Origin of the sequence: Geomonas ferrireducens, from assembly GCF_004917065.1 — a bacterium.
GTDB classification, from domain to species: Bacteria; Desulfobacterota; Desulfuromonadia; order Geobacterales; family Geobacteraceae; genus Geomonas; species Geomonas ferrireducens.
The window spans coordinates 1,414,515-1,439,879 of the sequence record NZ_SSYA01000001.1 but is presented as its reverse complement, the minus strand read 5'-3'; the positions used below and the strand labels follow the sequence as shown (position 1 = coordinate 1,439,879).

Annotated in this window: 25 protein-coding genes; 7 read left to right on the top strand and 18 right to left on the bottom strand. The window is 61.6% G+C overall.

Going from position 1 to position 25,365, the window contains the following annotated elements; all coding sequences use genetic code 11:
* Positions 1–16 precede the first annotated feature (16 nt).
* The 15 genes from E8L22_RS06195 to E8L22_RS06125 all read right to left on the bottom strand — a co-directional run bounded on the left by E8L22_RS06195 (position 17) and on the right by E8L22_RS06125 (position 16,228).
* On the bottom strand, positions 17–655 hold the full coding sequence (locus E8L22_RS06195; protein ID WP_136524319.1) for a lysozyme family protein: 639 nt from the start codon (positions 653–655) through the stop codon (positions 17–19).
* A gap of 291 nt (positions 656–946) precedes the next feature.
* Positions 947–2,401, bottom strand: a complete 1,455-nt coding sequence (locus E8L22_RS06190; RefSeq protein ID WP_136524318.1) for an NADH-quinone oxidoreductase subunit N — start codon at positions 2,399–2,401, stop codon at positions 947–949.
* 31 nt (positions 2,402–2,432) lie between these two features.
* Complete coding sequence (locus E8L22_RS06185) at positions 2,433–4,127, bottom strand: NADH-quinone oxidoreductase subunit M (RefSeq protein WP_136524317.1); 1,695 nt, start codon at positions 4,125–4,127, stop codon at positions 2,433–2,435.
* 51 nt (positions 4,128–4,178) lie between these two features.
* A complete protein-coding gene (gene nuoL / locus E8L22_RS06180) occupies positions 4,179–6,182 on the bottom strand; it encodes an NADH-quinone oxidoreductase subunit L (RefSeq protein ID WP_136524316.1) in 2,004 nt (667 codons plus the stop codon).
* A gap of 137 nt (positions 6,183–6,319) precedes the next feature.
* Positions 6,320–6,622, bottom strand: a complete 303-nt coding sequence (gene nuoK / locus E8L22_RS06175) for an NADH-quinone oxidoreductase subunit NuoK (RefSeq protein ID WP_135869124.1) — start codon at positions 6,620–6,622, stop codon at positions 6,320–6,322.
* A gap of 19 nt (positions 6,623–6,641) precedes the next feature.
* Positions 6,642–7,145 carry an NADH-quinone oxidoreductase subunit J family protein gene (locus E8L22_RS06170; RefSeq protein WP_135869123.1) on the bottom strand — a complete coding sequence of 168 codons (504 nt, stop codon included), beginning with the start codon at positions 7,143–7,145 and terminating at the stop codon, positions 6,642–6,644.
* 10 nt (positions 7,146–7,155) lie between these two features.
* Positions 7,156–7,554, bottom strand: a complete 399-nt coding sequence (gene nuoI / locus E8L22_RS06165) for an NADH-quinone oxidoreductase subunit NuoI (RefSeq protein WP_136524315.1) — start codon at positions 7,552–7,554, stop codon at positions 7,156–7,158.
* 41 nt (positions 7,555–7,595) lie between these two features.
* Complete coding sequence (gene nuoH, locus E8L22_RS06160) at positions 7,596–8,645, bottom strand: NADH-quinone oxidoreductase subunit NuoH (protein ID WP_136524314.1); 1,050 nt, start codon at positions 8,643–8,645, stop codon at positions 7,596–7,598.
* 41 nt (positions 8,646–8,686) lie between these two features.
* Positions 8,687–11,152 carry a molybdopterin-dependent oxidoreductase gene (locus E8L22_RS06155; RefSeq protein WP_136524313.1) on the bottom strand — a complete coding sequence of 822 codons (2,466 nt, stop codon included), beginning with the start codon at positions 11,150–11,152 and terminating at the stop codon, positions 8,687–8,689.
* A 112-nt stretch (positions 11,153–11,264) separates the two neighbouring features.
* Positions 11,265–13,046 carry an NADH-quinone oxidoreductase subunit NuoF gene (gene nuoF / locus E8L22_RS06150; protein ID WP_136524312.1) on the bottom strand — a complete coding sequence of 594 codons (1,782 nt, stop codon included), beginning with the start codon at positions 13,044–13,046 and terminating at the stop codon, positions 11,265–11,267.
* A 37-nt stretch (positions 13,047–13,083) separates the two neighbouring features.
* A complete protein-coding gene (nuoE, locus tag E8L22_RS06145; RefSeq protein ID WP_136524311.1) occupies positions 13,084–13,590 on the bottom strand; it encodes an NADH-quinone oxidoreductase subunit NuoE in 507 nt (168 codons plus the stop codon).
* A gap of 31 nt (positions 13,591–13,621) precedes the next feature.
* A complete protein-coding gene (nuoD, locus tag E8L22_RS06140; protein WP_136524310.1) occupies positions 13,622–14,791 on the bottom strand; it encodes an NADH dehydrogenase (quinone) subunit D in 1,170 nt (389 codons plus the stop codon).
* Between the two features lie 58 nt (positions 14,792–14,849).
* Positions 14,850–15,335, bottom strand: a complete 486-nt coding sequence (locus E8L22_RS06135; RefSeq protein ID WP_136524309.1) for an NADH-quinone oxidoreductase subunit C — start codon at positions 15,333–15,335, stop codon at positions 14,850–14,852.
* A gap of 33 nt (positions 15,336–15,368) precedes the next feature.
* Positions 15,369–15,881, bottom strand: coding sequence for an NADH-quinone oxidoreductase subunit B (locus E8L22_RS06130; protein WP_136524308.1), 513 nt, complete (start codon positions 15,879–15,881; stop codon positions 15,369–15,371).
* Positions 15,872–16,228, bottom strand: coding sequence for an NADH-quinone oxidoreductase subunit A (locus tag E8L22_RS06125; protein WP_136524307.1), 357 nt, complete (start codon positions 16,226–16,228; stop codon positions 15,872–15,874). Before E8L22_RS06125 ends, E8L22_RS06130 begins: the two co-directional genes overlap by 10 nt.
* 401 nt (positions 16,229–16,629) lie before the next feature.
* Here E8L22_RS06125 and hemL point away from each other — a divergent pair, with 401 nt between their 5' ends.
* The gene (gene hemL / locus E8L22_RS06120; RefSeq protein ID WP_136515146.1) at positions 16,630–17,913 is read left to right on the top strand and encodes a glutamate-1-semialdehyde 2,1-aminomutase; all 1,284 of its coding nucleotides are present in this window, start codon (positions 16,630–16,632) and stop codon (positions 17,911–17,913) included.
* Between the two features lie 89 nt (positions 17,914–18,002).
* Here hemL and E8L22_RS06115 read toward each other — a convergent pair whose 3' ends face one another.
* Complete coding sequence (locus E8L22_RS06115) at positions 18,003–19,055, bottom strand: GspE/PulE/PilB domain-containing protein (RefSeq protein ID WP_136524306.1); 1,053 nt, start codon at positions 19,053–19,055, stop codon at positions 18,003–18,005.
* A 364-nt stretch (positions 19,056–19,419) separates the two neighbouring features.
* Between E8L22_RS06115 and E8L22_RS06110 the strand changes: the two genes are divergently transcribed.
* The 6 genes from E8L22_RS06110 to E8L22_RS06085 are packed head-to-tail and all read left to right on the top strand — an operon-like array spanning position 19,420 to position 24,221.
* Positions 19,420–19,668 (top strand): chaperone NapD, encoded by a 249-nt coding sequence (locus E8L22_RS06110; protein WP_136524305.1) that lies wholly within the window; start codon positions 19,420–19,422, stop codon positions 19,666–19,668.
* 45 nt (positions 19,669–19,713) lie between these two features.
* Positions 19,714–22,032, top strand: a complete 2,319-nt coding sequence (locus E8L22_RS06105; RefSeq protein ID WP_136524304.1) for a molybdopterin-dependent oxidoreductase — start codon at positions 19,714–19,716, stop codon at positions 22,030–22,032.
* A 4-nt stretch (positions 22,033–22,036) separates the two neighbouring features.
* Positions 22,037–22,693 (top strand): 4Fe-4S dicluster domain-containing protein, encoded by a 657-nt coding sequence (locus E8L22_RS06100; protein ID WP_136524303.1) that lies wholly within the window; start codon positions 22,037–22,039, stop codon positions 22,691–22,693.
* The gene (locus tag E8L22_RS06095; protein ID WP_136524302.1) at positions 22,683–23,510 is read left to right on the top strand and encodes a 4Fe-4S binding protein; all 828 of its coding nucleotides are present in this window, start codon (positions 22,683–22,685) and stop codon (positions 23,508–23,510) included. The genes E8L22_RS06100 and E8L22_RS06095 overlap by 11 nt, the downstream gene beginning before the upstream one ends.
* 10 nt (positions 23,511–23,520) lie before the next feature.
* Positions 23,521–23,832: a hypothetical protein gene (locus E8L22_RS06090; protein WP_136524301.1), complete on the top strand. Its 312-nt coding sequence runs from the start codon at positions 23,521–23,523 to the stop codon at positions 23,830–23,832.
* Entirely contained in the window at positions 23,829–24,221 is a 393-nt protein-coding gene (locus E8L22_RS06085) for a hypothetical protein (protein WP_136524300.1), read from the top strand. Before E8L22_RS06090 ends, E8L22_RS06085 begins: the two co-directional genes overlap by 4 nt.
* Here the strand turns inward: E8L22_RS06085 and E8L22_RS06080 are convergent.
* Positions 24,184–24,921, bottom strand: coding sequence for a sulfite exporter TauE/SafE family protein (locus E8L22_RS06080; RefSeq protein ID WP_136524299.1), 738 nt, complete (start codon positions 24,919–24,921; stop codon positions 24,184–24,186). The genes E8L22_RS06085 and E8L22_RS06080 overlap by 38 nt on opposite strands.
* On the bottom strand, positions 24,918–25,331 hold the full coding sequence (locus E8L22_RS06075; RefSeq protein WP_136524298.1) for a winged helix-turn-helix domain-containing protein: 414 nt from the start codon (positions 25,329–25,331) through the stop codon (positions 24,918–24,920). Before E8L22_RS06075 ends, E8L22_RS06080 begins: the two co-directional genes overlap by 4 nt.
* Positions 25,332–25,365 lie beyond the last annotated feature (34 nt).

Genomic DNA, 25,365 nt, shown 5'->3' with positions numbered 1-25,365 from the left:
ACCTGGAGCAGTTCCCTCATACTCCGTGTTGACTGCCCATAGGGAGAACCAGGTAAGCTGGCCCATTCTTTGTCCCAAGTCGAATGGCTTTTTCAACGTCCCCCACAAACAAGGGTTTTCGCATTCTTCTTCTTTTGAATAGTTTGATTGCCGCTTTGTCTTGAGAGTCTGGCTTAAAATCCGGCATCTCCAAACCAACCCAAGTACTATTAAGAAACTGGTACCGTCCGGCCGCGGTACTTTTTAGTGATTTGTTCAGGGTAACGATCACATTAGGATGCTTCGAAAAATCCGTGATGGGAATACTACCTTCCCCTCTCACCATTGTGTCGTAGTTTGCCCCCTCTGCATAAGCTATGACATCGAGTAGAGCTTTGATTCTAGGATCTTTGACCAGCAACTCTTCTGACGATTGCTCGTCGATTGTTACGAAGGAGGAAAGCGCTGCACCGCCTTGATTCTTCCTCAGCGCACTCGTTTCTGTTTTAGCGTGTGGATCTGCATGGTCGTTCATGCCTAAGGGACCCGGGGTGTCACCGACAAGCGTTCTCGGTGCGTTCGGTGAAGCTGCATCGTTATGGCCAAGGGGGCCTGGGGTTAGGGACGGACGTTGGAAGGGGTCGCGATGAAAGTGCGGCTGACGGGAGTTTGCCATCTTGGAACCTCCTGTGGGAGGGGGCGCGAAGATGGAAATGTAGCAAAGGGGGGGCGGGTGTCAAATGGGGGCTGGTATGGAACTCTAGGATTCTAGAAATAAAAGCAAATCCCCCCTGCCCCCCCTTCGCAAAGGGGGGGACACTAGGGCACCTGCGGTGTTCCATGGGGAGCAGTGTTTCGCGTGCTATCGAAAAAAGCATTTAGATTTTATAGAAGGCAGCAACGTCAAACGCAAAAAGGGCACCCGAATCGGGTGCCCTCGTTTTTTTGCTTTGCTATCCTGCTTGTCTTAGAACTGCACGGCCTTCTGTGCCAGCTCGAGGACGGTGCCCGGAACCATGCCGAGTACCAGGGTGGCGCCGACGGCTACCAGCAGGCAGACGGCGACTGCCGGTGTGGCACCGGCCCACTCGAAGTCTTCGCTCGGGTCTTTCATGTACATGAAGACCATGACGCGCAGGTAGTAGTACAGGGAGGCTGCGGAGTTCAGCACGCCGATAACGGCCAGCCAGATGTAACCTGCCTTGATGGCGGCGCTGAAGAGGTAGAACTTCCCGATGAAACCGGCGGTGGGCGGCATGCCGGCCAGGGAGAACAGGAAGATGCTGAGCACCAGGGCCAGAAGCGGCTTCTTGTGGCCGAAGCCCGCGAGGTCCTGCACGTTGCCGTTGCTCTCGCCTTTCTTGGTGATGAGCACGAGCACCCCGAAGGCGCCGATGTTCATGAACGCGTAGGAGAGCATGTAGAACAGGATGCCTGCTGCGCCTTCGGCGTTGACGGCGGCGAAACCTACCAGGGCGTAACCCGCATGCGCGATGGAGGAGTAAGCAAGCATCCTCTTCACGTTGTCCTGGGAAAGGGCGATGATGTTACCGACGGTCATGGTGAGCACGGCCAGGACCCACAGGAGGTTCCCCCACTCAACCCTCAGCATCGGGAAGGCGAAGATCATCACGCGGATGAAGGCGGCGAAGCCCGCTGCCTTCGGTCCTGCGGACATGAAGGCGGTGATCGGGGTCGGTGCGCCCTCGTAGACGTCCGGGGTCCACATGTGGAACGGTGCCGCCGCGATCTTGAAGGCGAAGCCGGTGGCCATGAGCAGCATGCCGACAACGAAGAAGGTGTTGTTCGCTACGCCGGGGTTACCCATGACGAAAGCGGAGATGGCGTGGATCTTGGTGCTCCCGGTCGCGCCGTAGGTGAGCGCCATGCCGTAGAGCAGGAAGCCGGTGGAGAAGGAGCCAAGCAGGAAGTACTTGAGACCCGCCTCGTTCGACTGCAGCCTGTTGCGGTTGAAGCCGGCCAGCACGTACAGGCAGATGGAGAGAAGCTCGAGACCGAGGAAGATGACCATCAGGTCGGTCCCTGCCGCCATCAGCATCATGCCGACAGTGGAGAAGAGAATCAGGGGGTAGAGCTCACCCTGGTTGCACTCTTCCTGGGCCATGTAGCGGTCGGCGATCAGGATCGCGAGCCCCGCGGAAACCAGGAAGATCACCTTGAAAAAGGTGGCGAAGTTGTCCTGCACTACCGAACCGTTGAACGCCGATACTGACGGCCCCCAGCCGCCCACCACGCTCGCCGCGGTCACTGCAAGGCCGATGATGCTCAGGTAACCGAGGTAGGCCTTGTTATTGCCCGGCACGAAGACGTTGACGAGCAGCAGCACCATGGCTATGCATGAGAGCAGTATCTCAGGCATGATCACTGCCAGGTTTATGGCCGGCATAGCAATTGTTTCCATCTATAATCCTCCGTCAGTAGTTCTAAGCGGTCTATTTTGCTTCGTGGTTTGCGGGGATGGCCGGATGTCCTTCGGGCAGACCGGCGGGCGCTGCTGCCGGTGCCGCTTCTGCGCCGACTGCAGGGTGACCTGCGGGCATGCCGGCGGGTGCCGCACCTGCCTCGGACATGCCGGGAACGGCCATGTGCCCCGGGGGAAGCGCCGGTACTGCGCCGGGAAGCTGGGCTACCTGCTTCTGCACCTTGGTCTGGGCGATCATCTTGTCGATCGAGGGCGCCATGCTGTCGATGATCGGGCGCGGGTAGATGCCCAGGAAGAAGATGAGGAAGATAAGCGGCAGCATGATGGCGACTTCGCGTGCGTTCAGGTCCTTCAGGTTCTGGTTCTTCGGATTCTTCAGCTCGCCGAACATGACCCTCTGGAACATCCAGAGCATGTAGACGGCGGAGAGGATGACGCCGGAGGTGGCGATGATCGCGTACCAGCGCAGCCCGCTCTCGAAGGAGCCGAGCAGCACCAGGAACTCACCGACGAAGCCGTTGGTACCAGGCAGGCCGATGGAGGAGAAGGTGACGATCATGAACATGGTGGCGAAAACCGGCATCTGCTTCGCGAGACCGCCGAAGTCGGAGATGAGACGGGTATGGCGCCGCTCGTAGATGAAGCCGACGATAAGGAACAGCGCGCCGGTGGAAACGCCGTGGTTGAGCATCTGCAGCATGCCGCCGGTGACGCCCTGCTGGTTCAAGGCGTAGACGCCGAGCATTACGAAGCCTAAGTGGGCCACGGAGGAGTAAGCGACCAGTTTCTTGACGTCCTGCTGCATCATGGCGACGAGCGATGCGTAGATGATGCCGATCACGGACAGGGTCGCGATGAGCGGGGTGAACTGGGCGTTGGCATCCGGGAAGAGCGGCATTGCGAAACGAACGTAACCGTAGGTACCGCACTTCAGCATGACGGCGGCCAGGATTACGGAGCCTGCGGTCGGTGCTTCGGTATGGGCATCCGGCAACCAGGTGTGCAGCGGGAACATCGGAACCTTGATGGCGAAGGCCAGGGCGAAGGCCAGGAACATCCACATCTGGGTGGCCGGGTCAAGGTGCAGTTCGTAGAAGCGCAGGATGCTGAAGTCGCCGCCGCCCGCCTTGAAGTAAAGGGCGATCAAAGCGACCAGCATGAGGAGCGAGCCGACCGCGGTGTAGATGAAGAACTTGACTGCCGCGTAGATCCTGTTCTTGCCCCCCCAGATACCGATCATGAAGTACATCGGGATCAGCATGATCTCCCAGAAGATGTAGAAGAGGAAGAGGTCGAGCGAGATAAAGGTGCCGACCATGCCGACTTCGAGAAGCAGCAGGCAGATCATGTATTCCTTCACCTTCTCCTCAACCGCCGTGTAGGTGGAGAGGATGGCGATCGGCATGATGAAGGTGGTCAGGATGACGAGCCAGAGGCTGATACCGTCGATGCCCAGGTGGTAGCTCATCTGGAAAGGGCCGGCCGCGATCCAGGGGATGTTCTCGAGGAACTGGAACCCGCCGATGTCGGTGCCCGGCGCGTTGTACCCGGTGATCAGGGGCAGCGAGAGGATAAACGTCACCACCGTCACCGCCATGGCGATGGTACGGAGCACGCCGTGGCTGTTCTTGTTCACAAAGAGGAGCAGTATCGCCCCGATCAGCGGTGTGAAGGTTAATATGCTCAGTAACGGTAGCTGGCTCATTTACTCTGCTCCTTTTACTTCAGGTCAAAATTATCTGAAAGTCTTCAAGTCTTAACGGAAGAGGTATACCGCGACGATCAGCACCACGCCCAGAACCATGGAGAAGGCGTAGTTGTGAACGAAGCCGGTCTGCACGTAGCGCAGGATGCCGGAGAAACCACGGACCACGGCAGCGACGCCGTTCACGATGCCGTCGACCACCACCACGTCGAACCCTTTCCAGAGGAAGTTGCCGAGTGCCTTGCAGGGGTTGACGAACACGAAGTCGTAGATCTCGTCGATGTACCACTTGTTGTAGACCGCGCGGTGCAGCGCCGGGAAGGTCGCGGTGAACTTCTCGGGGATGCTCGGGGCGATGACGTACAGGGCGAAAGCGAGGCCGATGCCGGCGAAGGCGATCACGACGGAGGTGCCCATGAGACCCCACTCGAGTGCTACGGAGTGGACGCCGTGAGCGCCGTGGGCGATCGAGTACTGGGTCGAGTAGGCGAATACCGGCTCAAGCCAGTGCTCGAAGTAGTTCGGCATGTCGCCGAAGAGTTCGCCGAGGAGCTTCGGCACGCCGACCCAGCCGCCGACCAGGGAGAGGAAGGCGAGGCAGACGAGCGGCACGGTGATGACCCACGGGGACTCGTGCAGGTGGTGCCATGCCTTCTCGGAGAGACGGGTCTTGCCGAAGAAGGTCATGCAGACCAGGCGGAACATGTAGAAGGCGGTCAGACCGGCCGCGATGGCACCGGCTGCCCAGAGGGCGTAGTTGACGTCATGGTGATGCGGGTTGGCGAACGCCTGCCAGAGGATCTCGTCCTTGGAGAAGAAGCCGGCAAGGCCCGGAACGCCTGCGATGGCGAGGGTGGCGATGAAGAAGGTACCGAAGGTGACCGGCATCTTCTTGTACAGCCCGCCCATGTTTCTCATGTCCTGCGGGTCGGCCTCGGAGTGCTCGTGGTGCAGCGCGTGGTGCATGGCGTGGATGACGGAGCCGGAACCAAGGAACAGGCAGGCCTTGAAGAAGGCGTGGGTCATCAGGTGGAACACGCCGGCGGTGAAGGCGCCGACGCCCATGGCCAGGAACATGTAGCCCAGCTGGGAAACCGTGGAGTATGCGAGGACACGCTTGATGTCGTTCTGTGCGGTGCCGATGGTCGCCGCGAAGAGGGCGGTGGCGGCGCCGACGCAGGCGACGACGAGCAGAGCGGTCGGGCTCTTGATGTAGATGAAGTTCATGCGGGCGATCATGTAGACGCCGGCGGTGACCATGGTGGCGGCGTGGATGAGGGCGGAGACCGGAGTCGGGCCTTCCATCGCGTCAGGAAGCCAGGTGTACAGCGGTATCTGGGCGGACTTACCTGTTGCGCCCAGGAAGAAGCAGAGACAGATGGTGGTTACCACAGCGCCCGGGACGAAGAGGTCGGCGTTTTTCGCGAGCTCGACGAAGTTGATGGTCCAGACGTTGTTGTTGTGCCCCAGGTACCAGAAGAGGGTGAAAGTGCCGAGGAGGAAACCGAAGTCGCCGACCCTGTTCATCACGAAGGCTTTCTTGCCTGCGTCGCCTGCGCTCTTCTTGTGGAAGTAGTAGCCGATCAGGAGGTAAGAGCAGAGACCGACGCCCTCCCAGCCGATGAACATGAGGAGCAGGTTGTTGCCCGACACGAGGCAGAGCATGGAAAAGGTGAAGAGGTTCAGGTAGCAGAAGTAGCGGTAGAACCCTTCCTCGCCGTGCATGTAACCGATGGAGTAGAGGTGGATCAGGAAGCCGACCCCCGTTACGATCATCAGCATGGTTGCCGAAAGCGGGTCGATCAGGAAGCCGATGTCGGCCTTGAAGTTCCCCGACTGGATCCAGGTGAAGATCGTCTTTTGGATCACCCGCTCCTCGCCCGGCAGACTCAGGAGCTGGAACAGGATCCCGCAGGCGACCATGAAGGAGGCGAACACGCTACCGGCCGCGATACCGCCGATGACGGTCTCGTTTTTGATCTTCTTGCCGAGTAGGCCGTTGATGACCGAGCCGATGAGAGGGCACAGTGGGATCAACCATACTAAATCAAACATCCCTGACTCCTTTGTTCTGTATTCTTATAAGTCGTATCTTGGCAAGCGGCACGTCGCCGCCCATTCGCTTGTGACTGTCGCGGATTTCTCCGCCCGCAGCTGAGCGCGTCCAGTGGCGGCGGCGTGAAGCCCCGCTTCTAGAGTTTCAGCAGGTTGATGTCCTCGACGTCGATGGACTCGCGGTTCTTGAAGAAGGCGATCATGAGCGCGAGGCCTACTGCGGCCTCGGCCGCGGCGACGGTCATGACGAAGAACACGAAGACCTGCCCGTCGATGTTGCCCAGGTGCCTGGAGAAGGCGATGAAGGTCAGGTTCACCGCGTTGAGCATCATCTCGACGCACATGAAGATGACGATGGCATTTCTCTTGGTCAGGACGCCGATGGTCCCGATGGAGAAGAGGATGGCCGAAACTATCAGGTAATTTTCGATCGCTAGCATGTCAGTTCCCCTTGTAGCGTTAAATTTTCTTCTTGGCGAGAACGACTGCGCCAACGATCGCAGCCAGGAGGAGCACCGAGGTGACCTCGAACGGCAGCAGGAAATCGGTGAAGAGCGCCTTGCCGATCAGTTCGACGTGCCCGACGCTTACGATCTGTTCCTTGGTCATGGTCCCGACCTGGCCGGTCATGGAACCCTTCATCAGGAACCAGACGGTCTGGAAGAGAACGAAGAGCCCGATGGCGGAGCCGGCGATCACCGCGTGGGTGCCGCGCTTGACGGTCTCGACCCTCACGTTCAGGAGCATGATCACGAAGATGATCAGGACCATGATGGCACCCGCGTAGACGATCACCTGGGTGGCCGCCATGAAGGGAGCGTCCAGCATGACGTAGAAGGTAGCCAGGCAGAAGAAGGTCATCACCAGCGACAGCGCGCTGTTGATCGGGTTTTTGCAGGTGACAACTAGGATGCTGGAAATGATGGCCACCGCAGCCACGACGAGAAAGAATAACGATTCCATTGCTGCTCCTTTATTTCTTTTCTAAGAGTCTGTCTTTGGTGTAGGTGAAGTCAGCGCGCGAGTAGTTGGCGAGTTCGAACTGTTCCGTCATCCGAATCGCGTCAACCGGGCACGCTTCCACACAGTAGCCGCAGAAGATGCAGCGCAGCATATCGATTTCGTATTTCGCAGCGTACTTGTCGTGGTTTGCGTCCTCGCCCGCCTCGACCGTGATGCACTTGGCCGGGCAGACGGTGGGGCAGAGGTAGCAGGCTACACACTTCGCCTTGTCGTGGGAGACGTTCAGCGCGTGCAGTCCGCGGAAGCCGGGTTTGATCTCCGGACGCTCGGTCGGGTACTGCAGCGTGACCGGCTTCTTGAACATATGTGAAATGGTGATCTGAAGACCTTTTATGAGCGGCATTATCATTTGCGGCACCTCGCCTAGAAGTTGTGTATCTTAAATTCTGACTACTTGCTGATGAACATGACCCACAGGCCGGTCGCCATTACGTTGACCAGGGTGAGCGGCAGGAACACCTTCCAGCCCAGACGCATCAGCTGGTCGTAACGGTAACGCGGGTAGGTGGCCCTGACCCACATGCAGACGAAGATCAGGAAGTACACCTTGGCGATGAACCAGAACCAGCCGGGAAGGAAGGCCGGACCGTGCCAGCCGCCCAGGAACAGGGTGGTGGTGACGGCGCAGACGGTGATCATGTTGGCGTATTCAGCCATGAAGAACATCGCGTACTTCATGGAGGAGTACTCGGTGCAGAAACCGGAAACCAGCTCCGTCTCGGCCTCGGGAAGGTCGAACGGGGTCCTGTTGATCTCCGCCAGCGAGCAGATGAAGAAGATGATGAAAGCGAAGGGCTGCTTGAAGGCGTACCATGCGCCGCCCGCCTGATCGGCTACGATCTTATGCAGGCTGAGGCTCTCGGAGAGCATGAAGACCGAGATGATGGCGAGGCCGGCGGCAAGCTCGTAGGAGATCATCTGCGCCGCGGAGCGAAGCCCGCCGAGCAGGGAGTACTTCGAGTTGGAGGCCCAACCCGCGAGCACGATGCCGTAGACGCCCAGGGAAGCCATGGCCAGGATGTAGAGGACGCCGACGTTGATGTCGAAGACCTGCTTGCCGGCTTCATCGTAGTAGGCGGCGATCTGCAGCGGTACGGTGTACCCGCCGATGGTCACGCTGTCGCCGAAGGGGATAACGGCGAAGGAGATGAATGCCGGAATCAGTGCGACGAGGGGAGCTATCAGGAAAGCGAACTTGCTCGCCTGGGACGGGACGATCTCCTCTTTGAAGAACAGCTTAACGCCGTCCGCGATCGGCTGGAGCAGGCCGTGCCAGCCGGTCCTCATGGGACCCAGACGCACCTGCATGTGCCCGATGATCTTGCGCTCTGCGTAGGTGGCGTAAGCCACGGTAAGCAGTACGAAGACAAAGGCTACGAGCACTTTGGCAACCATGGCTATGTAGTACGCGACCGGCAGTCCTAAGATTAGCGTATCCATCTGATAGTCTTCCCCTCTTGTATAGATTTTCTAGCTGTCAGCTATTTCTTGGCGACGGTGACGTAGGTGACCTCGGCGCCGTCAGTGATGGTGTTGACGCTCCCCTCACCGAAGTGGTAGGGGGAGAAGACGACGCCCTGGGGCACCCTCTTGCCGACCTTGGCGGCAACCTGCACCGCGCCGGTGGCGCTCGTTACGGTGACCTGGTCACCCTCGGCGATCTTCAGTGCCGATGCGTCGGCCACGTTCAGTTCCGCGTAGGCATCCGGGCAGACGTACATCGGGCCTTCGCCGAAGCGGCTCATGGTGCCGCAGTGGTAAAGGGCGCTGCCGGTGACCATGGCGAGCTTGCCGGCAGCAGGTGCTGCCGTTTTTGCCTGAACCGGAACCAGTTTGGCGGCGACGGCGACCGGGTAAACGGCCCCTTCGTCCTTGAGACCCGCCTGGCTGAGACCCTTGTAGGCCGGGACGGTTGCTGCGATCTCGGTGAAGACCTCGCCCTGATTGTTGTAGCGGGCCCCGCCGAGAGCCTGGGAGAGCGCGTTCAGGATCTCGAAGTCGGTCTTCGCAAGGCCCACCGCCGGAATCGCCTTTCTCACGTTTTGGACGCGGCGCCCGAGCGAGGTGAAGGTACCGTTCTTCTCCGCGAAGGAGCAGGCCGGGAGCACCACGTCGGCAAGGGCCGCGGTCTCGGTGAGGAAGAGGTCGGCAACCACCATGAACTCGACGTTCTCGAGCGCCTTCTCGACCTTCTTGCGGTTCGGGTAGGAAACCACCGGGTTCTCGCCGGCGACGAACAGTGTCTTCACGTTGCCGTTCGCGCAGCCGTCGATGATGGCGGAAGCGGCAAGCCCGGTCCCTTTCGGGTAGATACCCATGTCGACCGCGCCCTGGCTGTTGTTCTTCTCGCCCATGATGAGGAGACCCGAGCCTTCCTTGCCGATCTTGCCGGTGAGGATGGCGAGGTTCGCTGCTGCGGAGGCAAGGGCAGCGTTGTGGCCGGGGTAGCCGAGGCCGATCGGGAGGATGATGAGTGCCTTCTCGGCGGTGGCGTAGTCTTTTGCGACTGCCGCGATCTCCTCGGCGGTGACACCGGCCTTCTCGGCGGTGGCATCGGCGACTGCGGCCTTCAGGGCATCCAGACCGGCAACGCCTTCAGCGACGAGACCCTGGTCGATGACCGACTTGCAGAGCGCGTTGAAGAGGGCAACCTCGCTACCCGGGGTGTGGACCGTGGTCTTGGCGCCCGGCAGACGGGTGAGTTTGCCTTTCTTGTCGGAGACGATCCTGATGGCGACCCCTTTTCTCTTCACGCCGAGGTTGATCTCGAAGCCGATGACCGGGTGGGTCTCGTAGGCGTCGGATTTCACGACGAGGAGCAGGTTCGACTTCTGGATGTCGGCGATCTCGGAGGGGGAGGCGGCGACGCCGAAGGAAGCGACGGCCCCCTTGGTGAGCGCCTCGTGGGCGAAGCCCGCCGAGTGGTCGATGTTGTCGGTGCCGATGGTGCCGCGGAAGACCTTCTCAAGGAGGAAGAGTTCTTCGTTGGTAAGCCTCGGGGTGGCAAGCGCAGCCACGGAAGCGGGATCGCTCTTGCCGGCGGAAAGCCTGGAGGTCACCTCGGCGAGGGCCTCTTCCCAGGTCGCTTCCTGGAGCTTGCCGTTTTTCCTCACAAGCGGAGTGGTGAGGCGCTTGTCGGAGTTGACGAACTGGTAGCCGAAGCGGCCGCGGGTGCAGAGCTGGCCGTTATGGAAGCCCTGGTTCTCGTCGTAGATGGTGGTGAGGACCTTGCCGTCCTTGCTCCCCAGGGTGAGCTGGCAGCCGGTGCCGCAGTAGGAGCATACGCTCTTGGTCTTCTGCAGCGCCCACCAGCGGGCCTTGAACTTGAAGGGGCGGGAGTTCAGCGCGCCCACCGGACAGACCGAGACGCAGGAGCCGCAGAACTCGCAGTTCAGGGGGCCGTCGAACTCGGTCCCCATCTTCGCCTCGATGCCGCGGTTGATGAAGGTGTAGGCGCCGTAGGAAACGATCTCGTCGCAGATCCTCGCGCACTTGCCGCAGTGGATGCAGCGGTTCATGTCGCGCTCGATGAGCGGGTTTTCGTAGTCGATCTCGTGGTTGAACTTCTCGTCCACGAACCGGTTCATGTTCACCTTGTACTCGTAGGTGAGGTTCTGCAGATCGCAGTCGCCTGCGGCGTCGCAGACCGGGCAGTCGATCGGGTGCTTGAGGAGCAGGAGCTCAAGGACCAGCTTCCTCGCCTTCACGATCTCGTCGGTGGTGGTCTGCACGATCATACCCTCGGTGACCGGGGTGGTGCAGGCGGGGATGAGACGTCCCTTCATCTGCTCCACCTCAACGAGGCACATGCGGCAGCCGCCGAACGGGTGCAGCTTTTTGTCATGGCAAAGGATCGGTATCTTGATACCACACGCCTTGGCGGCGTCGTAAATGGTGGCGTCCTTTTCTACCGCAACCTGTTTTCCGTTTATCGTAAGATTTACCATCTCGACCTCTGTCTCCCCGGAGTCATAAATCTGGTTCTACGTTCTATGTTCTACGTTCTACGTTCAGGCTTTTAACTTAGAACCTGGAACGTAGAACCTAGAACTGTCGTTATTACTCAATTGCCATGAAGCGGCAGGCGTCGTAGCAGGACTTGCACTTGGTGCAGTTCTCCTTGACCAGGAACGCCACCTCGCCCTTTTCCCACTTGATGGCGTTGGACGGGCAGGCCCTGAGGCACGCGCCACACTTGACGCACTTCTCGGGGACCACCTGCCACAGGAGGAGTTCCTTGCAGGAGTTGGAGGGGCAGCGCTTCTCCAGGATGTGCGCTTCGTACTCATGCCTGAAATACTTGACGGTGGAGAGAATCGGGTTCGGAGCCGTCTGCCCCAGACCGCAAAGGGATGCCTTCTTGATGGTGGCGCCCATCTCCAGGAGGGTGTCGATGTCTTCCATCTCGCCCCGACCTTCGGTGATCCTCTCCAGGATGTCGAGCATGGCCTTCAGGCCGATACGGCAGGGAACGCACTTGCCGCAGGACTCCATCTTGGTGAAGGAGAGGAAGAAGCGGGCCACGTCGACCATGCAGGTGGTCTCGTCCATGACGACCAGACCGCCGGAACCCATCATGGCGCCCGCCTTGATCAGCGAGTCGTAGTCGACCGGGGTGTCGAGCACCTCGGCCGGGATGCAGCCGCCGGAAGGACCGCCGGCCTGAACCGCCTTGAACTTGCGGTTGTTGGCGATGCCGCCGCAGACCTGGTAGATAACGTCACGTACCGACATACCGGCCGGAACCTCGACGAGACCGGTGTGCTTTACCTTGCCGGTGACCGCGAAGATCTTGGTACCCTTGGTGGTATCGGTGCCGAGCGATGAGTACCAATCGGAGCCCTTGTTGATGATGTGGCGCACGTTGGCGAAGGTCTCAACGTTGTTGATGTTGGTCGGGAAGCCCCAGAGGCCCTTGACCGCCGGGAACGGCGGACGGGGACGCGGCATGCCGCGCTCGCCTTCGATGGAGGCCATGAGGGCGGTTTCCTCGCCGCAGACGAACGCGCCGGCGCCCTTCTTGATCCTCATGTCGAAGTCGAAACCCCAACCCTGAATGTTCTTGCCCAGGTACCCTTTCTCGTAGCAGGTATCGAGCGCCTTCTGGAGACGGTCGATGGCGAGCGGGTACTCGGCACGGACGTAGACGTAGCCTGCGTCGCAACCGATGGCGTAAGCCGCGATCATCATACCCTCGATGACGCAGTACGGGTCACCTTCGAGGATGGAGCGGTCCATGAACGCGCCCGGGTCACCTTCGTCGGCGTTGCAGATGAGGTACTTGTGGTTGCCCGGCGAAGCGGCGCAGAAGCTCCACTTCATGCCGGTCGGGAAGCCGCCGCCCCCACGGCCACGAAGCCCGGATTTCTTCACTTCGTCGATGACTTCGGAAGGCTTCATCTCTTTGACGCACTTCTCGATCGCCTTGAAGCCGTCCTCTTCGAGGAAGGCGTCCAGACGCTCGGGGTCGATCTGGCCGCAGCCGGTCATGACCACGCGCATCTGCTGGTCGACGAAGGTGTTGTAGTAGGCCTTGGCCTTTTTCTTCTCGATGACTTCGTTGTTGACGATGTGCTGGTCGAGGATCGCCGCGACGTCCTCGGGCACGACGAAGTCGTAGGTGACCCTGCCCAGTTCGGGGGTGATGACGTCAACCAGAACGTCGTTGGCGCACAGGCCGCGGCAGCCGGTCTTGACCACGTCGCAACGCTTGCCGACCTGGGCCACGATCCCCTTCTCCGCTATCAGCCTGGTGAACTCGGCCTCGACCTGCTTGGCGCCGGCCGAGATGCCGCCGGTGCCCTGACAGATAAGTATTTTGATTCCTGCGTTATCGCTCATGACAAAAGGTCCCCTGCTGAGAAATTGACGTCTCGGCTTACTTCATCGGCCGTGCGTTGTAGGTTTCAATGATCTCGTCCACTTTCTGGACCGTCATCTTGCCGAAGGTGTCGTCGTTCACCATGGCCAGAGGCGCCATGCCGCAGGCGCCGAGGCAGGCCACCTTCTCGAAGGTGTAGCGCAGGTCGGCTGTGGTTTCCGCGTGCCCGATCCCCAGGCGCCCGAAGAAGGTCTCGGTGATGCGCTCCGCCCCCTGTACGTGGCAGGCGGTGCCGACGCAGACCCTGATGATGAACCTGCCGCGCGGCTTCAGGTGGAACTGGGCGTAGAAGGTGAGCACGCCGTAGATCTGGCTCGGGTAGACGTTCAGCCGCTCGGCGACCAGGTCGATGGTCGGCTTCGGTACGTACCCGTAAGCTTCCTGGATCCCCTGCAGGACCGGCATGAGGTTGCCCGGCAGTGTCAGGTACTTGTCGATGACTTCGTTGGCCTCGGTCAGATCGATTTCTTCGGCCGGAATTTCTTCGGCTGGAGCGTTAGACATTTACCCCATCTCCTTTACTTGTTGATTAAAACTAACGGTCAATTTCGCCAAGTACGATGTCTAGCGTTCCGATGACGGCAACCAGGTCGGCCAGCATGGAACCCTTGGCCATCTTCTCGATGGCGGAGAGGTTCACGAATGACGGCGGGCGGACCCTCATGCGGTACGGCCTGTTGCCGCCGTCCGACACGATGTAGTAGCCGAGCTCCCCTTTCGGGTTCTCGACGGCCATGTATACCTCGCCCTCGGGGACGGGGAAGCCCTCGGAAGCGATCTTGAAGTGGTGGATAAGACCCTCGATGGAGTTGTACACGCTCTCCTTCGGCGGGTAGCAGACCTGCGGCGCGTCGGCCAGGATCGGTCCGGGCTTCAGCCGCTTCAGGGCCTGGTCGATGATCTTGACCGCTTCGCGCATCTCTACGAGACGTACCTTGTAGCGGTCGAAGGTGTCGCAGTTCTCGCCGACCGGGACCTTGAAATCGAAGTCCTCGTAGCCGGAGTACGGCAGGTCGCGCCTGAGGTCGAAGTCGACGCCGGAGCCCCTGAGGGCCGGGCCGGAGATGCCGTAGTCGATGGCGTCCTCGGCGGAGATGACGCCGTTGCCGATGGTCCTTTGCAGCCAGATGGTGTTCTTGGTGAGAAGCCCCTCGTAGGTGTCGAAGTGACCCGGGAAGGTGTCCACGATCTCCTGCACCTTCTGCTCGAAGCCGGCGGGGAGCTCACGGGACAGGCCGCCCACGCGGAAGTAGTTGGAGGTCATCCTGGCGCCGGAGACCATCTCGTAGAGGTCCATCACCATCTCACGCTCGCGGAAGGCGTAGAGGAACACGGTCATCGCGCCGATGTCGAGGGCGTGGCAGGCGATCCAGACCAGGTGGCTCTTCAGACGGGTGAGCTCCGCCATGATGACGCGCACGAGCTTCGCGCGCTCCGGGACATCGAGGCCCAGGAGCTTCTCGACGGCCAGGACGTAGCCCAGGTTGTTGTGCATCGGGGCCAGGTAGTCCATGCGGTCCGTGAGGGGGAGGGCCTGGTGGAAGGTGCGGTGCTCGGCGAGCTTCTCGACGCCCCGGTGCAGGTAGCCGATGTGAGGGGTGATCTTCTGTATCACCTCGCCGTCGAGCTCTACTACGAGCCTCAGAACGCCGTGGGTACTGGGGTGCTGGGGCCCCATGTTCAAAGTCATTATTTCACTAGCCATTGATCGCCTCTATTTTCTTGGAAATGGAAATCGTCCCTGGTTTCGAACTTGCTCAGTCTTACGACACACGTCCCTTGTACGGCTCGCGGTCGGGGCCCTGGACCGGGTAGTCCTTCCTGAGCGGGTGCCCGACCCAGTCATCGGTCATCAGGATGCGCACCATGTTCGGGTGGTTCTTGAAGTCGATGCCGAAAAGGTCAAACACCTCGCGCTCCAGCCAGTTGGCGGAGTTCCAGAGGGCTGTTGCGGATTCGATGGAGCAGTCCGCCTCGGTCACCGGCGCCTTAATCCTGATCCGGTCCTTGTTGGGGATGGAGAGGAGGTTGTAGACCACCATGAAACGCGGCTCCTGGCCCAGGTAGTCGACCGCGGTAAGGTCGGAGAGGAAGTTGTAACGCAGGTCGTCCCTGAGGAACTTCAGTACCTCGAGAACGCTCTCCTTCTTGACGATCACCGTCACCTCGCCGCGATGCTCCTTGTACTCGAGAAGGGCATCCGCGTAACGCTCCTTCAGCTTCACTACAGCGCGATTATTTTCTGCCATGTCAGCCTTACCTTTCCCTTTGGTCGTTTTGGATTATGCGGCGGGTTCGAGTCTTTCGCCCAAGCCGATGGAAGAGCCGAAGGAGTTCTTCTCGTTGGCGATCTTGTCCTGAAGCTTCATCAGGCCATAGAGAAGGGCCTCAGGACGCGGCGGGCACCCCGGGATGTAGACGTCGACCGGGAGCGCCTCGTCGATGCCCTGCACGACGGAGTAGGTGTCGAAGATCCCGCCCGAGCAGGCGCAGGCGCCCATGGCAACCACCCACTTCGGTTCCGGCATCTGCTCGTACACGGTCTGAATGACCGGGAGCATCTTCTTCGTTACCGTGCCGGCGATGATGATGCAGTCCGACTGACGCGGGGAGGCGCGGAAGATGATACCGAAACGGTCAAGGTCATGCTTGGCCGCGCCGGTCGCCATCATCTCGATCGCGCAGCAGGCAAGACCAAAGGTCATCGGCCAGATGGAGGACTTCCTGGCCCAGTTAACCAGGCTGTCCAGGGAAGTCGTGATGATGTTGTCGCCCAGCGGCTGATTTACTCCCATTCCAGTGCTCCTTTTTTCCAAACGTAGATGTAGCCTACGAAGAGTATGACGATGAAGAGACCCATCTCGGCCAGGCCGAACATGCCCAGGCGCTTGAAGAGAACCGCCCAGGGGTACATGAAGACTGCCTCGATATCGAACAGGATGAAGAGCATCGCGATCAGGTAGAACTTGATCGAGAAGCGCTCGCGTGCGCTGCCCACCGGCTCGCAACCGCACTCGTAAGGTGCGAGCTTCACCTGAGACGGCTTCTTCTGGCCTATGAGCGATGAGAAGACCACCGACCCAAGACCGAACAAGACCGCTATGACCACCAGCACCAAGATTGGCAGATATGCACCAAGCATCCCTTATCCTCCCGTACTACCAGGTTGTTGTTGATTTTCTTTTCAAGCACGCGGAAATGCCGTATACTGCACGCTTCTCGACCAACAAGCCCGCCGCTTCCGATAGTTAGCAAGCGCTGCGCCTTCGAAAAAGTATACTGTATACAACATTGCGACCGAAAATTATTTCATTTCACCATCTTTGTCAAGCAGAAATTATGCAGTTAGCCACGAACCGTTTACAGAACGGCGTATACTTTTCTCAAATTGTATTACACCCTTAGGCCTCCCCCCCGCCTGCGCCTCTTTCACCCCTCCGGCCGTATACGAGAAAAGTTTTTAATTCTTGACAGAATATCCGCCCCTATGCTACCAGAGAGCCCGATAGTTAATAATTTCCAGCCATTTAGGAGAACCCCGTCATGCAAAACAGCCGTTCGTCGCAACTCTTTCAGCAGGCGCTCAAATCCATCCCCGGCGGGGTCAACTCCCCCGTGCGTGCCTTCCGTTCGGTGGGCTCCGATCCGCTGTTCATAAAGAGCGCTGCCGGCCCCATGATTTTCGACGAAGACGGCAACGGCTACATCGACTACGTGGGCTCCTGGGGTCCGATGATCGTCGGGCACTGCCACCCGAAGGTGGTCGAGGCGATCAAGAAGGCCGTCGATAGCGGCGCCTCTTTCGGCGCGCCGACCGAGCTCGAGATCACCCTGGCCGAGATGGTGATCGCGGCGGTCCCCTCCATCGAGATGGTGCGCATGGTGAGCTCCGGGACCGAGGCGACAATGAGCGCCATCAGGCTCTCCCGCGGCTACACCGGGCGTGACAACATACTGAAGTTCTCCGGCTGCTACCACGGCCACTCCGACTCCCTGCTGGTGAAAGCGGGCTCCGGTCTCGCCACCTTCGGGGTGCCCGACTCCCCGGGCGTTCCTGCCGACCTCGCAAAGCACACCCTGACCGCGACCTACAACGACCTCGACTCGGTACGCGCGCTGGTGGCCGCCAACAAGGGGACCATCGCCTGCGTCATCGTCGAGCCGGTGGCGGGGAACATGGGTACCGTTCCGCCGCAGGAAGGGTTCCTGGAGGGGCTGCGCGAGATCTGCACCGAGGAAGGGATCGTGCTCATCTTCGACGAGGTCATGTCCGGCTTCCGCGTCGCCTACGGCGGGGCCCAGGAGCGCTTCGGCATCACCCCGGACCTCACCACCCTCGGGAAGATCATCGGCGGAGGGCTCCCGGTAGGCGCCTTCGGCGGGAAGAAAGAGATCATGTCCCAGCTCTCGCCGGCAGGCGGGGTTTACCAGGCGGGCACCCTTTCCGGGAACCCGCTCGCCATGACCGCCGGGATCGAGACCCTGAAACTCCTGCAGGAGCCCGGCTTCTACGAGAAGCTCGAGGAGAAGAGCAAGTTCGTCGCCGAGGGGATCGCGAAGGCGGCCAAGGACGCCGGCTACCCGCTCTACTCGACCCGCGTCGGCTCCATGTTCTGCGGCTTCTTCTCGAAAGAGCCGGTGTACAACTGGGACAGCGCCGCCAAGTGCGACACGAAGGCGTTCGCCACCTACTTCCGCGGCATGCTGGAAGAGGGTGTCTACCTCGCCTGCTCCCAGTTCGAGACCGCCTTCGTGGGCGCTTCCCACACCGAGAAGGACCTCGAGAAGACCATCGCCGCCGCCGCGAAGTGCTTCAAGGCGCTCTAGGCCGAGCTTTTCCCATTGCGCAAAAAAAGAGGCGCCCGCAAACGCGGGCGCCTCTTTTTTTTGCCGTCGTTAGGTGACCGGAAAGGCGCCTACGACGATTTTATCTTCCTGCGCAGGGAGAGCATCTCGAGGCTCAGCTCGGCCATGACGCCTACCCGCTGCAGCTCGAATGCGCCCCCGCCTAACCGGCCCTTGCCGTCGCTCGCGCAGATCGCAGCCACCACGTGCCCTCCCATGGAAACGGGGAGCAGTAGGGCGGAAGCGGGCAGCGTACCCCCCAGTGAGCGCACCAACAGGCCGTCGGCGTCTCCCTTGGCAAGCTCGCACATGACGAGCCCCTTTTCCTCCACCATGCGCGCCATCTGCGGCAACTGCTCCAGGTCCGCCTCGAAGCGGACAAACCCTTCCACGGCCTCCCCATCGGCGACCGCCTGCACGCCGGAAACCTTGCCGGATTTCAGGCGTAAAAAGCCGCCGCGATCGAACTCGCCTCCCATGTAGGAGACCAAGGCCTGCACCACCTCCATTTCGGTCGCCGCAGCCGCCAACATCTCGGCGACGTCTTTCACGGTGAACTGTTCCGCCGGCGCCTTTTCCTCGGCCATGCTCACCCAGTGCGTTCCCACGGTGAGCGGCGTCGAAGCGGCGCTTGCCGCGCCAGCCTCAAAGGAGCTTCTCATCCCCCCTTCGACCTTTATGAAGCGGGTGGGACGGGCGATGCGGTAGTACCTCTCGAGCGCCGCGTTCAGCCTGAGTTCGGTGCAGATCCTAGGTTTCACGACGTACCCGGTGACGAACCCGATCTCCTCCACGGCATCGAAGTCATGGGGATCGGCCATGGCGAGGGAGAGCCGCTTGCCATCGAGCGCCAGGGGCATCACGCGATACTTGCGCACCAGTTCCACCGGAACCAATTGAAGAACCCCTTTCGGGATCTCGCCGAGCTCGAAAGGCTCGACGCAGGGCGCACCGGACTGTTCACTCAGAACATGGGCGAGCTCCTCTTCAGACACGAGCCCCATCTCCACGAGGTTGGTCCCTATCCTCCCCCCGTAGATCATCTGCGCCTTCAGCACCTGTTCCAGCTGGCCTTTCGTCAGGGCCCCCACCTTGAGCAGCATCTCGCCAAGCTTAGCCGACATCCGTTACCTCCTGGTTTTCTTGCGCCGATTTCTACAAACGGTACTGCCGCAACCTCAAAGTTGGCACATTCTACTTAATAGTGTCTTATGACGCAATAAAGTTCTGCTCCCCGCCTGTCGCATTACCTGTCTGCCGGCCGGGTTGCGCTACCTGACCCGCCACCGAAAGCACCGCTAGGTATCCTTAAGCTTACTAGAGATACGGCATGCTCGCAGTGACAGATTGGCCACAACGCCTATGACTGTCTGGATTTACCCTAATGTAATGTTTTTTGTGCCTGACCTGCGAAATTCAGCGAGCATGGTAGTATTTCTTCGTTTTGCATCCTGCTATGCAAGTAATCCGTACTCACCCGGAGGGGATATGCCTATTTCAGGAATCGTTGTGTCATGCAGGCCCGAGGAGGCCGGCGGCGTCGCCGAAAAACTCGCCGCCAACCAGGGGGTGGAGGTGCACGGCGTGCTTGCCGACGGCAAGATCGTGGCCGTCATCGAGGCCGACACCATCGACGCGGAGGTCGCCCTGGTGAACGGGCTGCAGCAAGTGGAGGGGGTGATCTCGGTGCAGCTTGCCTACCACAACTTCGAAGATGCGGCTCCCGAGGGGGCATAACCGGCCGGTTTTTAACGCATTCAATTCAACCTCAAGGAGGACGCGATGGGACTTTCCAGACGAGACTTCATCAAGGCCTGTGCCGCTGCGGCCGCATTTGCCGCGGCAGGCGCTTCGGTGGCACGACCCGAGTGGGCGGAAGCGGCGGAGGACGGCATCACCTGGGGCAAGGCTCCCTGCCGGTACTGCGGCGTCGGCTGCTCGGTCCTGGTGGGGGTGAAGGGGGGGCGCATCGTGAGCACCAAGGGGGACCCGGCCGGGCCGGTGAACAAGGGGCTCAACTGTATCAAGGGGTACTTCCTCTCGAAGGCGCTCTACGGCAAGGACCGTCTCACCACGCCTCTGATCCGCAAGGGGAACAGGATGGTCGAGGCGAGCTGGGACGAGGCGCTCGACCTGATCGCCACGCAGTACAAGAAGGCGATCGCCGAGCACGGGCCCGATTCGGTCGCCCTCTACGGCTCTGGGCAGTGGACCATCCAGGAGGGTTACGTCGCCTCGAAACTGATGAAGGGGGGGATCGGCACCAATAACCTGGAACCGAACGCGAGGCTCTGCATGGCGAGCGCCGTGGTGGCCTTCATGAACACCTTCGGCTCGGACGAGCCGATGGGGTGCTACGACGATCTCGACCTCGGCGACACCTACGTCCTTTGGGGCGCCAACATGGCCGAGGCGCATCCGGTCCTCTTCTCGCGTCTCATCGACAACAAGCTGAAGCACCCGAAAGTGAAGCTGATCGACATCGCGACGAGGCGCACGCGCACCACGAAGATGGCGGACGAGTATATCGCCATCAAGCCCCACGGCGACCTGGCCGCCCTGAACGGCATCATCCACGTCATCCTGCGCGACAAGCTCTACGACGAGGCGTTCGTTGCCAAGCACGTCTCCTTCAAGAGGGGGAAGGAGAACGCCCCTTACGGTCTGAAGGACAAGGAGGCGTTCAACGAGACCCCGGCCGACGTGAAGAACCTCTCCTTCGAGGAGTACAAGGCGCTCATGAAACCTTACACCCCACAGTGGGCGCAGAAGGTCTCCGGCATCCCGGCCGCGAAGATCGAGGAGCTCGCCAGGGTCTACGGGGACAAGTCCCGGAAGGTGAACTCGCTCTGGACCATGGGGGTGAACCAGCACTCCCGCGGGGTATGGGTGAACAACCTGATCTACAACCTGCACCTTTTGACCGGTAAGATCTGCAGGCCCGGTGAGAACCCGCTCTCCCTCACCGGCCAGCCCTCGGCGTGCGGCACGGCCCGCGAGGTCGGCACCTTCGCGCACCGTCTCCCGGCGGACATGGTGGTGATGAACGAGGCGCACCGCAAAAAGGCGGCGGGGATCTGGGGGGTCCCGGCGGAGAAGATACCGGCCAAGGTGGGGCTGCATACCGTCGAGATGTTCCGCGCCATCGACCGCGGCGAGCTTAAGTGCGTCTGGATCCAGTGCACGAACCCCTTCCAGTCGCTCCCGAACCTGAACCGGGTGCGCAAGGCGGCCCAATCGAGAAAGGCCTTCATCGTCGTCTCGGACATCTACCCGACCCGCAGCACCGAGCTCGCCGACGTGGTGCTCCCCTCGGCATCCTGGGTGGAGAAGGAGGGGGTCTTCGGCAACACGGAAAGGCGCACCCAGCAGTGGTTCAAGATGGTGAACGCCCCGGGCAAGTCGAGAGAGGACGTCTGGCAGCTGATCGAGTTCGCGAAAAGGATGGGGCACGGCGCGCTCTTCCCCTACCCCGAGAAAGGGATGCACCGGGCGATCTTCGAGGAGTACCGCAAGTTCACCTTGGGGACCGGCAAGGACCTTGCCCCCTACGGCACCTACGCCAAGGTGCGCGGGCTGCGCTGGCCCGTGAAAGCGAACGGCACGGAGACCAGGTGGCGCTACACCGAGGCGGACGACGAGCACGTCGCCAAAGGGGAGGGGATCAAGTTCTACAAGGCGCCCAACAACAAGGTGTCGGTCTGGTTCCGTCCCTACGAGCCGCCCGCCGAGGTCCCGGACCGCAACTACCCGTTCTGGTTCTGCACCGGGAGGCTCCTCGAGCACTGGCACACCGGCACCATGACCGGGCGCGTCCCCGAGCTCAGGAGGGCGGTCTCCCAGGCGACGGTGGAGCTGCACCCGGAGGATGCCAAGCGGCTCGGCATCAGAAACCGCGACCAGGTGCGCATCACCTCGCGGCGCGGCTCGATCGTGCTGACCGCCGAGATCGGCGGCAGGGGAACCCCGGAGCGAGGCTCCGTTTTCACCACCTTCTTCGACGAGAAGAAGCTGGTGAACGAGATCTGCATCGACGCCTTCGACCCGCTCTCCAAGGAACCGGATTTCAAGAAGTGCGCGGTCAAGGTGCAAAAGGCGTAGGGAGGTGCCGAAAGAGCGGGACGATAGCGGCATCTCGCGGCGCCGGTTCCTGAAGGGGGGAGCGCTGGCACCCTTAGCACTCGCGCTCGCGGCCGCCGGGGGGGCCTCGGTCTACCTGCGGCCGGGGGAGGCGCACGGCTTCGTGCTCAGGCCCCCAGGCGCCATCGCGGCGCGTCGCTTCCTGGCCGCCTGCGTGCGCTGCGGCAAGTGCGCCCAGGCCTGCCCGTATCACTCGATCAGGCTCCAGGACCGTGGCGTCGGGATCGGGACGCCGTACATCGCGGCGCGACAGATCCCCTGCTACCTCTGCCCCGATCTCCCCTGCGTCAAGGCCTGCCCGTCCGGCGCGCTCGACCCGAAGACCACCGAGGTGGAAAAGGTGCGCATGGGAACCGCGCAGATCGTGGACCGGGAGGGGTGTCTCTCGATACGCGGGCTGCGTTGCGAGGTCTGTTACCGCCAGTGCCCGCTCATCGACCAGGCCATCACCCTGGAGCCGCGGCACAACCCCAGGACCGGCGAGCACACCATCATGGAGCCGGTGGTGCACCGGGAGAAGTGCGTCGGCTGCGGGGTCTGCGAGAACGCCTGCGTGCTCCCAAAGCCGGTGATCGTGGTGCGGGAGAGGGTTGAGGTCCAGAGGGACGGCTATGACTTCTAGGTGGTGGCTGCCGCGCCGGGCGGTGCAGACCGGCACCATTTTGCTGCTCGCCTCTCCGGTGGCGGGGTTCACCTTTTTCAGCGGCAACCTCGCCTCAGCGGAACTTGGCGGGGTGCGCCTTTCGGACCCGCTCGCCTGCCTGCAGGCGGTGATCGGCTCCGGCGTCCTTATCCCCTCCTTCCTCTTCGGGGCGCTCCTGGTGACTTCCGGGTACTTCATCCTTGGGGGGCGCAGTTTCTGCGGGTGGGTCTGTCCGGTCGGCTTTCTCACCGAGTTGGGGGAAAAGTTCTCGCGCAGGATGAGGCGGGGGGGACGGCTCCTGCCGCTTGCCACCGGACGCTACGTCCTGGCGGCCGTGCTGGTGATTGTGGCGGCGACCGGGGTCCCCCTTTTCGAGGTGCTGTCCCCCATCGGCATCATGGGGCGCGCCATCGCCTTCGCTTCCCTCGTTCCGCTTTTGCTCCCGGCGGCGATCCTCTTGGTGGAAGGCGTTGCTGCGCCGCGGGTCTGGTGCCGCTCGCTCTGCCCGCTGGGGGCCTTCTACGCGCTCATCGCCCGCTGCAGTCCGCTGAAGGTCGGCTTCCGCAGGGAGCGCTGCACGGGGTGCGGCGACTGCGTTGCGGTCTGCCCGGTCCCGGAAGTGCTCGAGCCGCTTTGGGACCAGGGGGCGTGCCGTGTGCGCGCCGGAGAGTGCACCCGCTGCCTTGCCTGCCTCGACAGCTGTCCCGAGCGCGCCCTGAGCGTCGGGTTCCGTTTCAAGAAAGAGCCCCACTCCGTAACGGACGTGGGGAGACCTATCGAGAAGTCCGCCCCATAGGAGGTCTTATATGAAGAAAAACGTGCTCCCACTCATCCTTTGCGCCTTGCTGGCGCTGGCGCTACAGGCCCCGGCATGGGGAGACGAGGCGGAAGAGTCTGCACCCGACCTTGCTGCGGATGCGCAGCAGTCTCCCGGCGATCCCCCGGTGATTCCGCACGCCGTGAAGGCGAACCAGGACGGCGAGGAGTGCAACGTCTGCCATCGCGACGGAGTTAAGGGGGCGCCCGCCACGAGTCACCCCGAGCGGCTCAACTGTACCCAGTGCCATGTGCAGGGGGGTAAGGAGAGCTTGAAGAAAGGAAAGCGCGGCAAGAAATGACCCTGAGCCGGAAGGATTTTTTTCGCGGCAGCTTGTACGCGGTGGGGGAGTTTCTGCTGAACTCCGGCGGGGTCCCGGCGGATACAGTGGAGATGCGGGACCGTGAACCGGGCCAGTCGGCCTCTCCGGCAGAAGTGGTGGAGTCTGGGCTGGCCAGGGTGGCGCGGGTCGACCCGGGGCACTGCCCGGCCGGAAGCTGCGGCTGCTTTACCTGCCTCGACAGGTGTGAGGCAGGGGCCCTCTCCTTCGCCGCGGGAGTCGGCATCGTCATCGACGAGGGGCTCTGCACCGGGTGCGGCGCGTGCGTCTCCTGCTGCCCGCTCGCCGGCCTTGCGCTCCGCCTGGTGCCGGCTAGGTCAGAATCAGCTTCAGAGCCGCCGAAAAGGTGACCAGGGAAAGGGTCCTCAGGATGGCCGGCACGGGTAAGAGCCGGCTGCCGAGCGCCGAGCCCAAGAGGCCGCCCAGGACGGCCGCCGCGGCGAGCCAGGCGGAACCGGGCATGACGTTACCCAAGGAGCTCACATGACCGAGCAGCCCGGCGATGGAATTGACCAGGATGAAGAGCGCGGAAATGCCGGCGGTCTGACGGGGAGTGGCCCAGCCGAATAAAAGCAGGAGCGGGCTCAGGAAGATCCCTCCCCCGACGCCGATGAGCCCGGAGACGAAACCTAAGACCATGCCGATCGCCGCCGCGACCGCCTGGGGTGGAGACGAGGGGGGAACCGGATTTCCTACCTCTCGGTAAACCAGACGGAAGGCGGCAAAAAGAAGCACCGCCCCGAGCAGGGGCTTGAAGTAGATCGCGGGGAGTTGCAGCGCCCCTCCCACGAAACTCATCGGGATGGAGGTCACCGCAAAAGGCCAGAAGACGGACCAGCGGAACTGCCCGGCGCGCCGATAGGTGCAGGTGGCGATACCGGCGACAAGGATGTTGAGGACCAGGGCGGTCGGCTTTATGGAGGCGGTCGGCAGGGCGAAAAGGGCCATGAGGGCGATGTAGCCGGATGCCCCGCCGTGCCCCACGCTCGAGTAGAGGACGGCGACCACCAGGATGCAGACGAAGAGCGCTGCCAGCAGGGTGAGCGTCATAGGGCGAACCCCAGGTCGGCGAACTTGCCGTTCACGAGCTCTGCGAACCCCTTTTGCAGCGCTTCGAACTTCTGGAGCAGGCTTTCCGCCTCGGCTGTGAGCGTCGACACTCCACCGCCGCTCCCCCCCTTGGAGCGAAGCACAAGCGGAAAGCCGAGCCGTTTCTCCATGGAGTCGATGTAGGTCCATGCCTTGCGGTAGGGGATCCCCATCTCCTTCGCGGCGGCGTTTATGGAACCGCTTTTCCCCACCAGTCGCAGCAGCTCGAGCCGCCCCTGACCCAGCACCGGCTCCCCATCCAGTTCGATCCAGATCTTGGAACGGACGCAGAGTCGCGGACGAGCGGCGCCGGTCCGGCTCTCCCCTGCTCCATCCTGTCCGCAGCTCTCATCGCGGCTGTGGTCCGTCATTGCAGCTCCTTCCCCTGGAACTCATCCGTTATAC

What these genes read in the sequence shown, in the direction of transcription:
- E8L22_RS06195 (WP_136524319.1), bottom strand. Translation starts at nt 655, where the DNA reads ATGGCAAACTCCCGTCAGCCGCACTTTCATCGCGACCCCTTCCAACGT.
- E8L22_RS06190 (WP_136524318.1), bottom strand. Translation starts at nt 2,401, where the DNA reads ATGGAAACAATTGCTATGCCGGCCATAAACCTGGCAGTGATCATGCCT.
- E8L22_RS06185 (WP_136524317.1), bottom strand. Translation starts at nt 4,127, where the DNA reads ATGAGCCAGCTACCGTTACTGAGCATATTAACCTTCACACCGCTGATC.
- nuoL (WP_136524316.1), bottom strand. Translation starts at nt 6,182, where the DNA reads ATGTTTGATTTAGTATGGTTGATCCCACTGTGCCCTCTCATCGGCTCG.
- nuoK (WP_135869124.1), bottom strand. Translation starts at nt 6,622, where the DNA reads ATGCTAGCGATCGAAAATTACCTGATAGTTTCGGCCATCCTCTTCTCC.
- E8L22_RS06170 (WP_135869123.1), bottom strand. Translation starts at nt 7,145, where the DNA reads ATGGAATCGTTATTCTTTCTCGTCGTGGCTGCGGTGGCCATCATTTCC.
- nuoI (WP_136524315.1), bottom strand. Translation starts at nt 7,554, where the DNA reads ATGATAATGCCGCTCATAAAAGGTCTTCAGATCACCATTTCACATATG.
- nuoH (WP_136524314.1), bottom strand. Translation starts at nt 8,645, where the DNA reads ATGGATACGCTAATCTTAGGACTGCCGGTCGCGTACTACATAGCCATG.
- E8L22_RS06155 (WP_136524313.1), bottom strand. Translation starts at nt 11,152, where the DNA reads ATGGTAAATCTTACGATAAACGGAAAACAGGTTGCGGTAGAAAAGGAC.
- nuoF (WP_136524312.1), bottom strand. Translation starts at nt 13,046, where the DNA reads ATGAGCGATAACGCAGGAATCAAAATACTTATCTGTCAGGGCACCGGC.
- nuoE (WP_136524311.1), bottom strand. Translation starts at nt 13,590, where the DNA reads ATGTCTAACGCTCCAGCCGAAGAAATTCCGGCCGAAGAAATCGATCTG.
- nuoD (WP_136524310.1), bottom strand. Translation starts at nt 14,791, where the DNA reads ATGGCTAGTGAAATAATGACTTTGAACATGGGGCCCCAGCACCCCAGT.
- E8L22_RS06135 (WP_136524309.1), bottom strand. Translation starts at nt 15,335, where the DNA reads ATGGCAGAAAATAATCGCGCTGTAGTGAAGCTGAAGGAGCGTTACGCG.
- E8L22_RS06130 (WP_136524308.1), bottom strand. Translation starts at nt 15,881, where the DNA reads ATGGGAGTAAATCAGCCGCTGGGCGACAACATCATCACGACTTCCCTG.
- E8L22_RS06125 (WP_136524307.1), bottom strand. Translation starts at nt 16,228, where the DNA reads ATGCTTGGTGCATATCTGCCAATCTTGGTGCTGGTGGTCATAGCGGTC.
- hemL (WP_136515146.1), top strand. Translation starts at nt 16,630, where the DNA reads ATGCAAAACAGCCGTTCGTCGCAACTCTTTCAGCAGGCGCTCAAATCC.
- E8L22_RS06115 (WP_136524306.1), bottom strand. Translation starts at nt 19,055, where the DNA reads ATGTCGGCTAAGCTTGGCGAGATGCTGCTCAAGGTGGGGGCCCTGACG.
- E8L22_RS06110 (WP_136524305.1), top strand. Translation starts at nt 19,420, where the DNA reads ATGCCTATTTCAGGAATCGTTGTGTCATGCAGGCCCGAGGAGGCCGGC.
- E8L22_RS06105 (WP_136524304.1), top strand. Translation starts at nt 19,714, where the DNA reads ATGGGACTTTCCAGACGAGACTTCATCAAGGCCTGTGCCGCTGCGGCC.
- E8L22_RS06095 (WP_136524302.1), top strand. Translation starts at nt 22,683, where the DNA reads ATGACTTCTAGGTGGTGGCTGCCGCGCCGGGCGGTGCAGACCGGCACC.
- E8L22_RS06090 (WP_136524301.1), top strand. Translation starts at nt 23,521, where the DNA reads ATGAAGAAAAACGTGCTCCCACTCATCCTTTGCGCCTTGCTGGCGCTG.
- E8L22_RS06085 (WP_136524300.1), top strand. Translation starts at nt 23,829, where the DNA reads ATGACCCTGAGCCGGAAGGATTTTTTTCGCGGCAGCTTGTACGCGGTG.
- E8L22_RS06080 (WP_136524299.1), bottom strand. Translation starts at nt 24,921, where the DNA reads ATGACGCTCACCCTGCTGGCAGCGCTCTTCGTCTGCATCCTGGTGGTC.
- E8L22_RS06075 (WP_136524298.1), bottom strand. Translation starts at nt 25,331, where the DNA reads ATGACGGACCACAGCCGCGATGAGAGCTGCGGACAGGATGGAGCAGGG.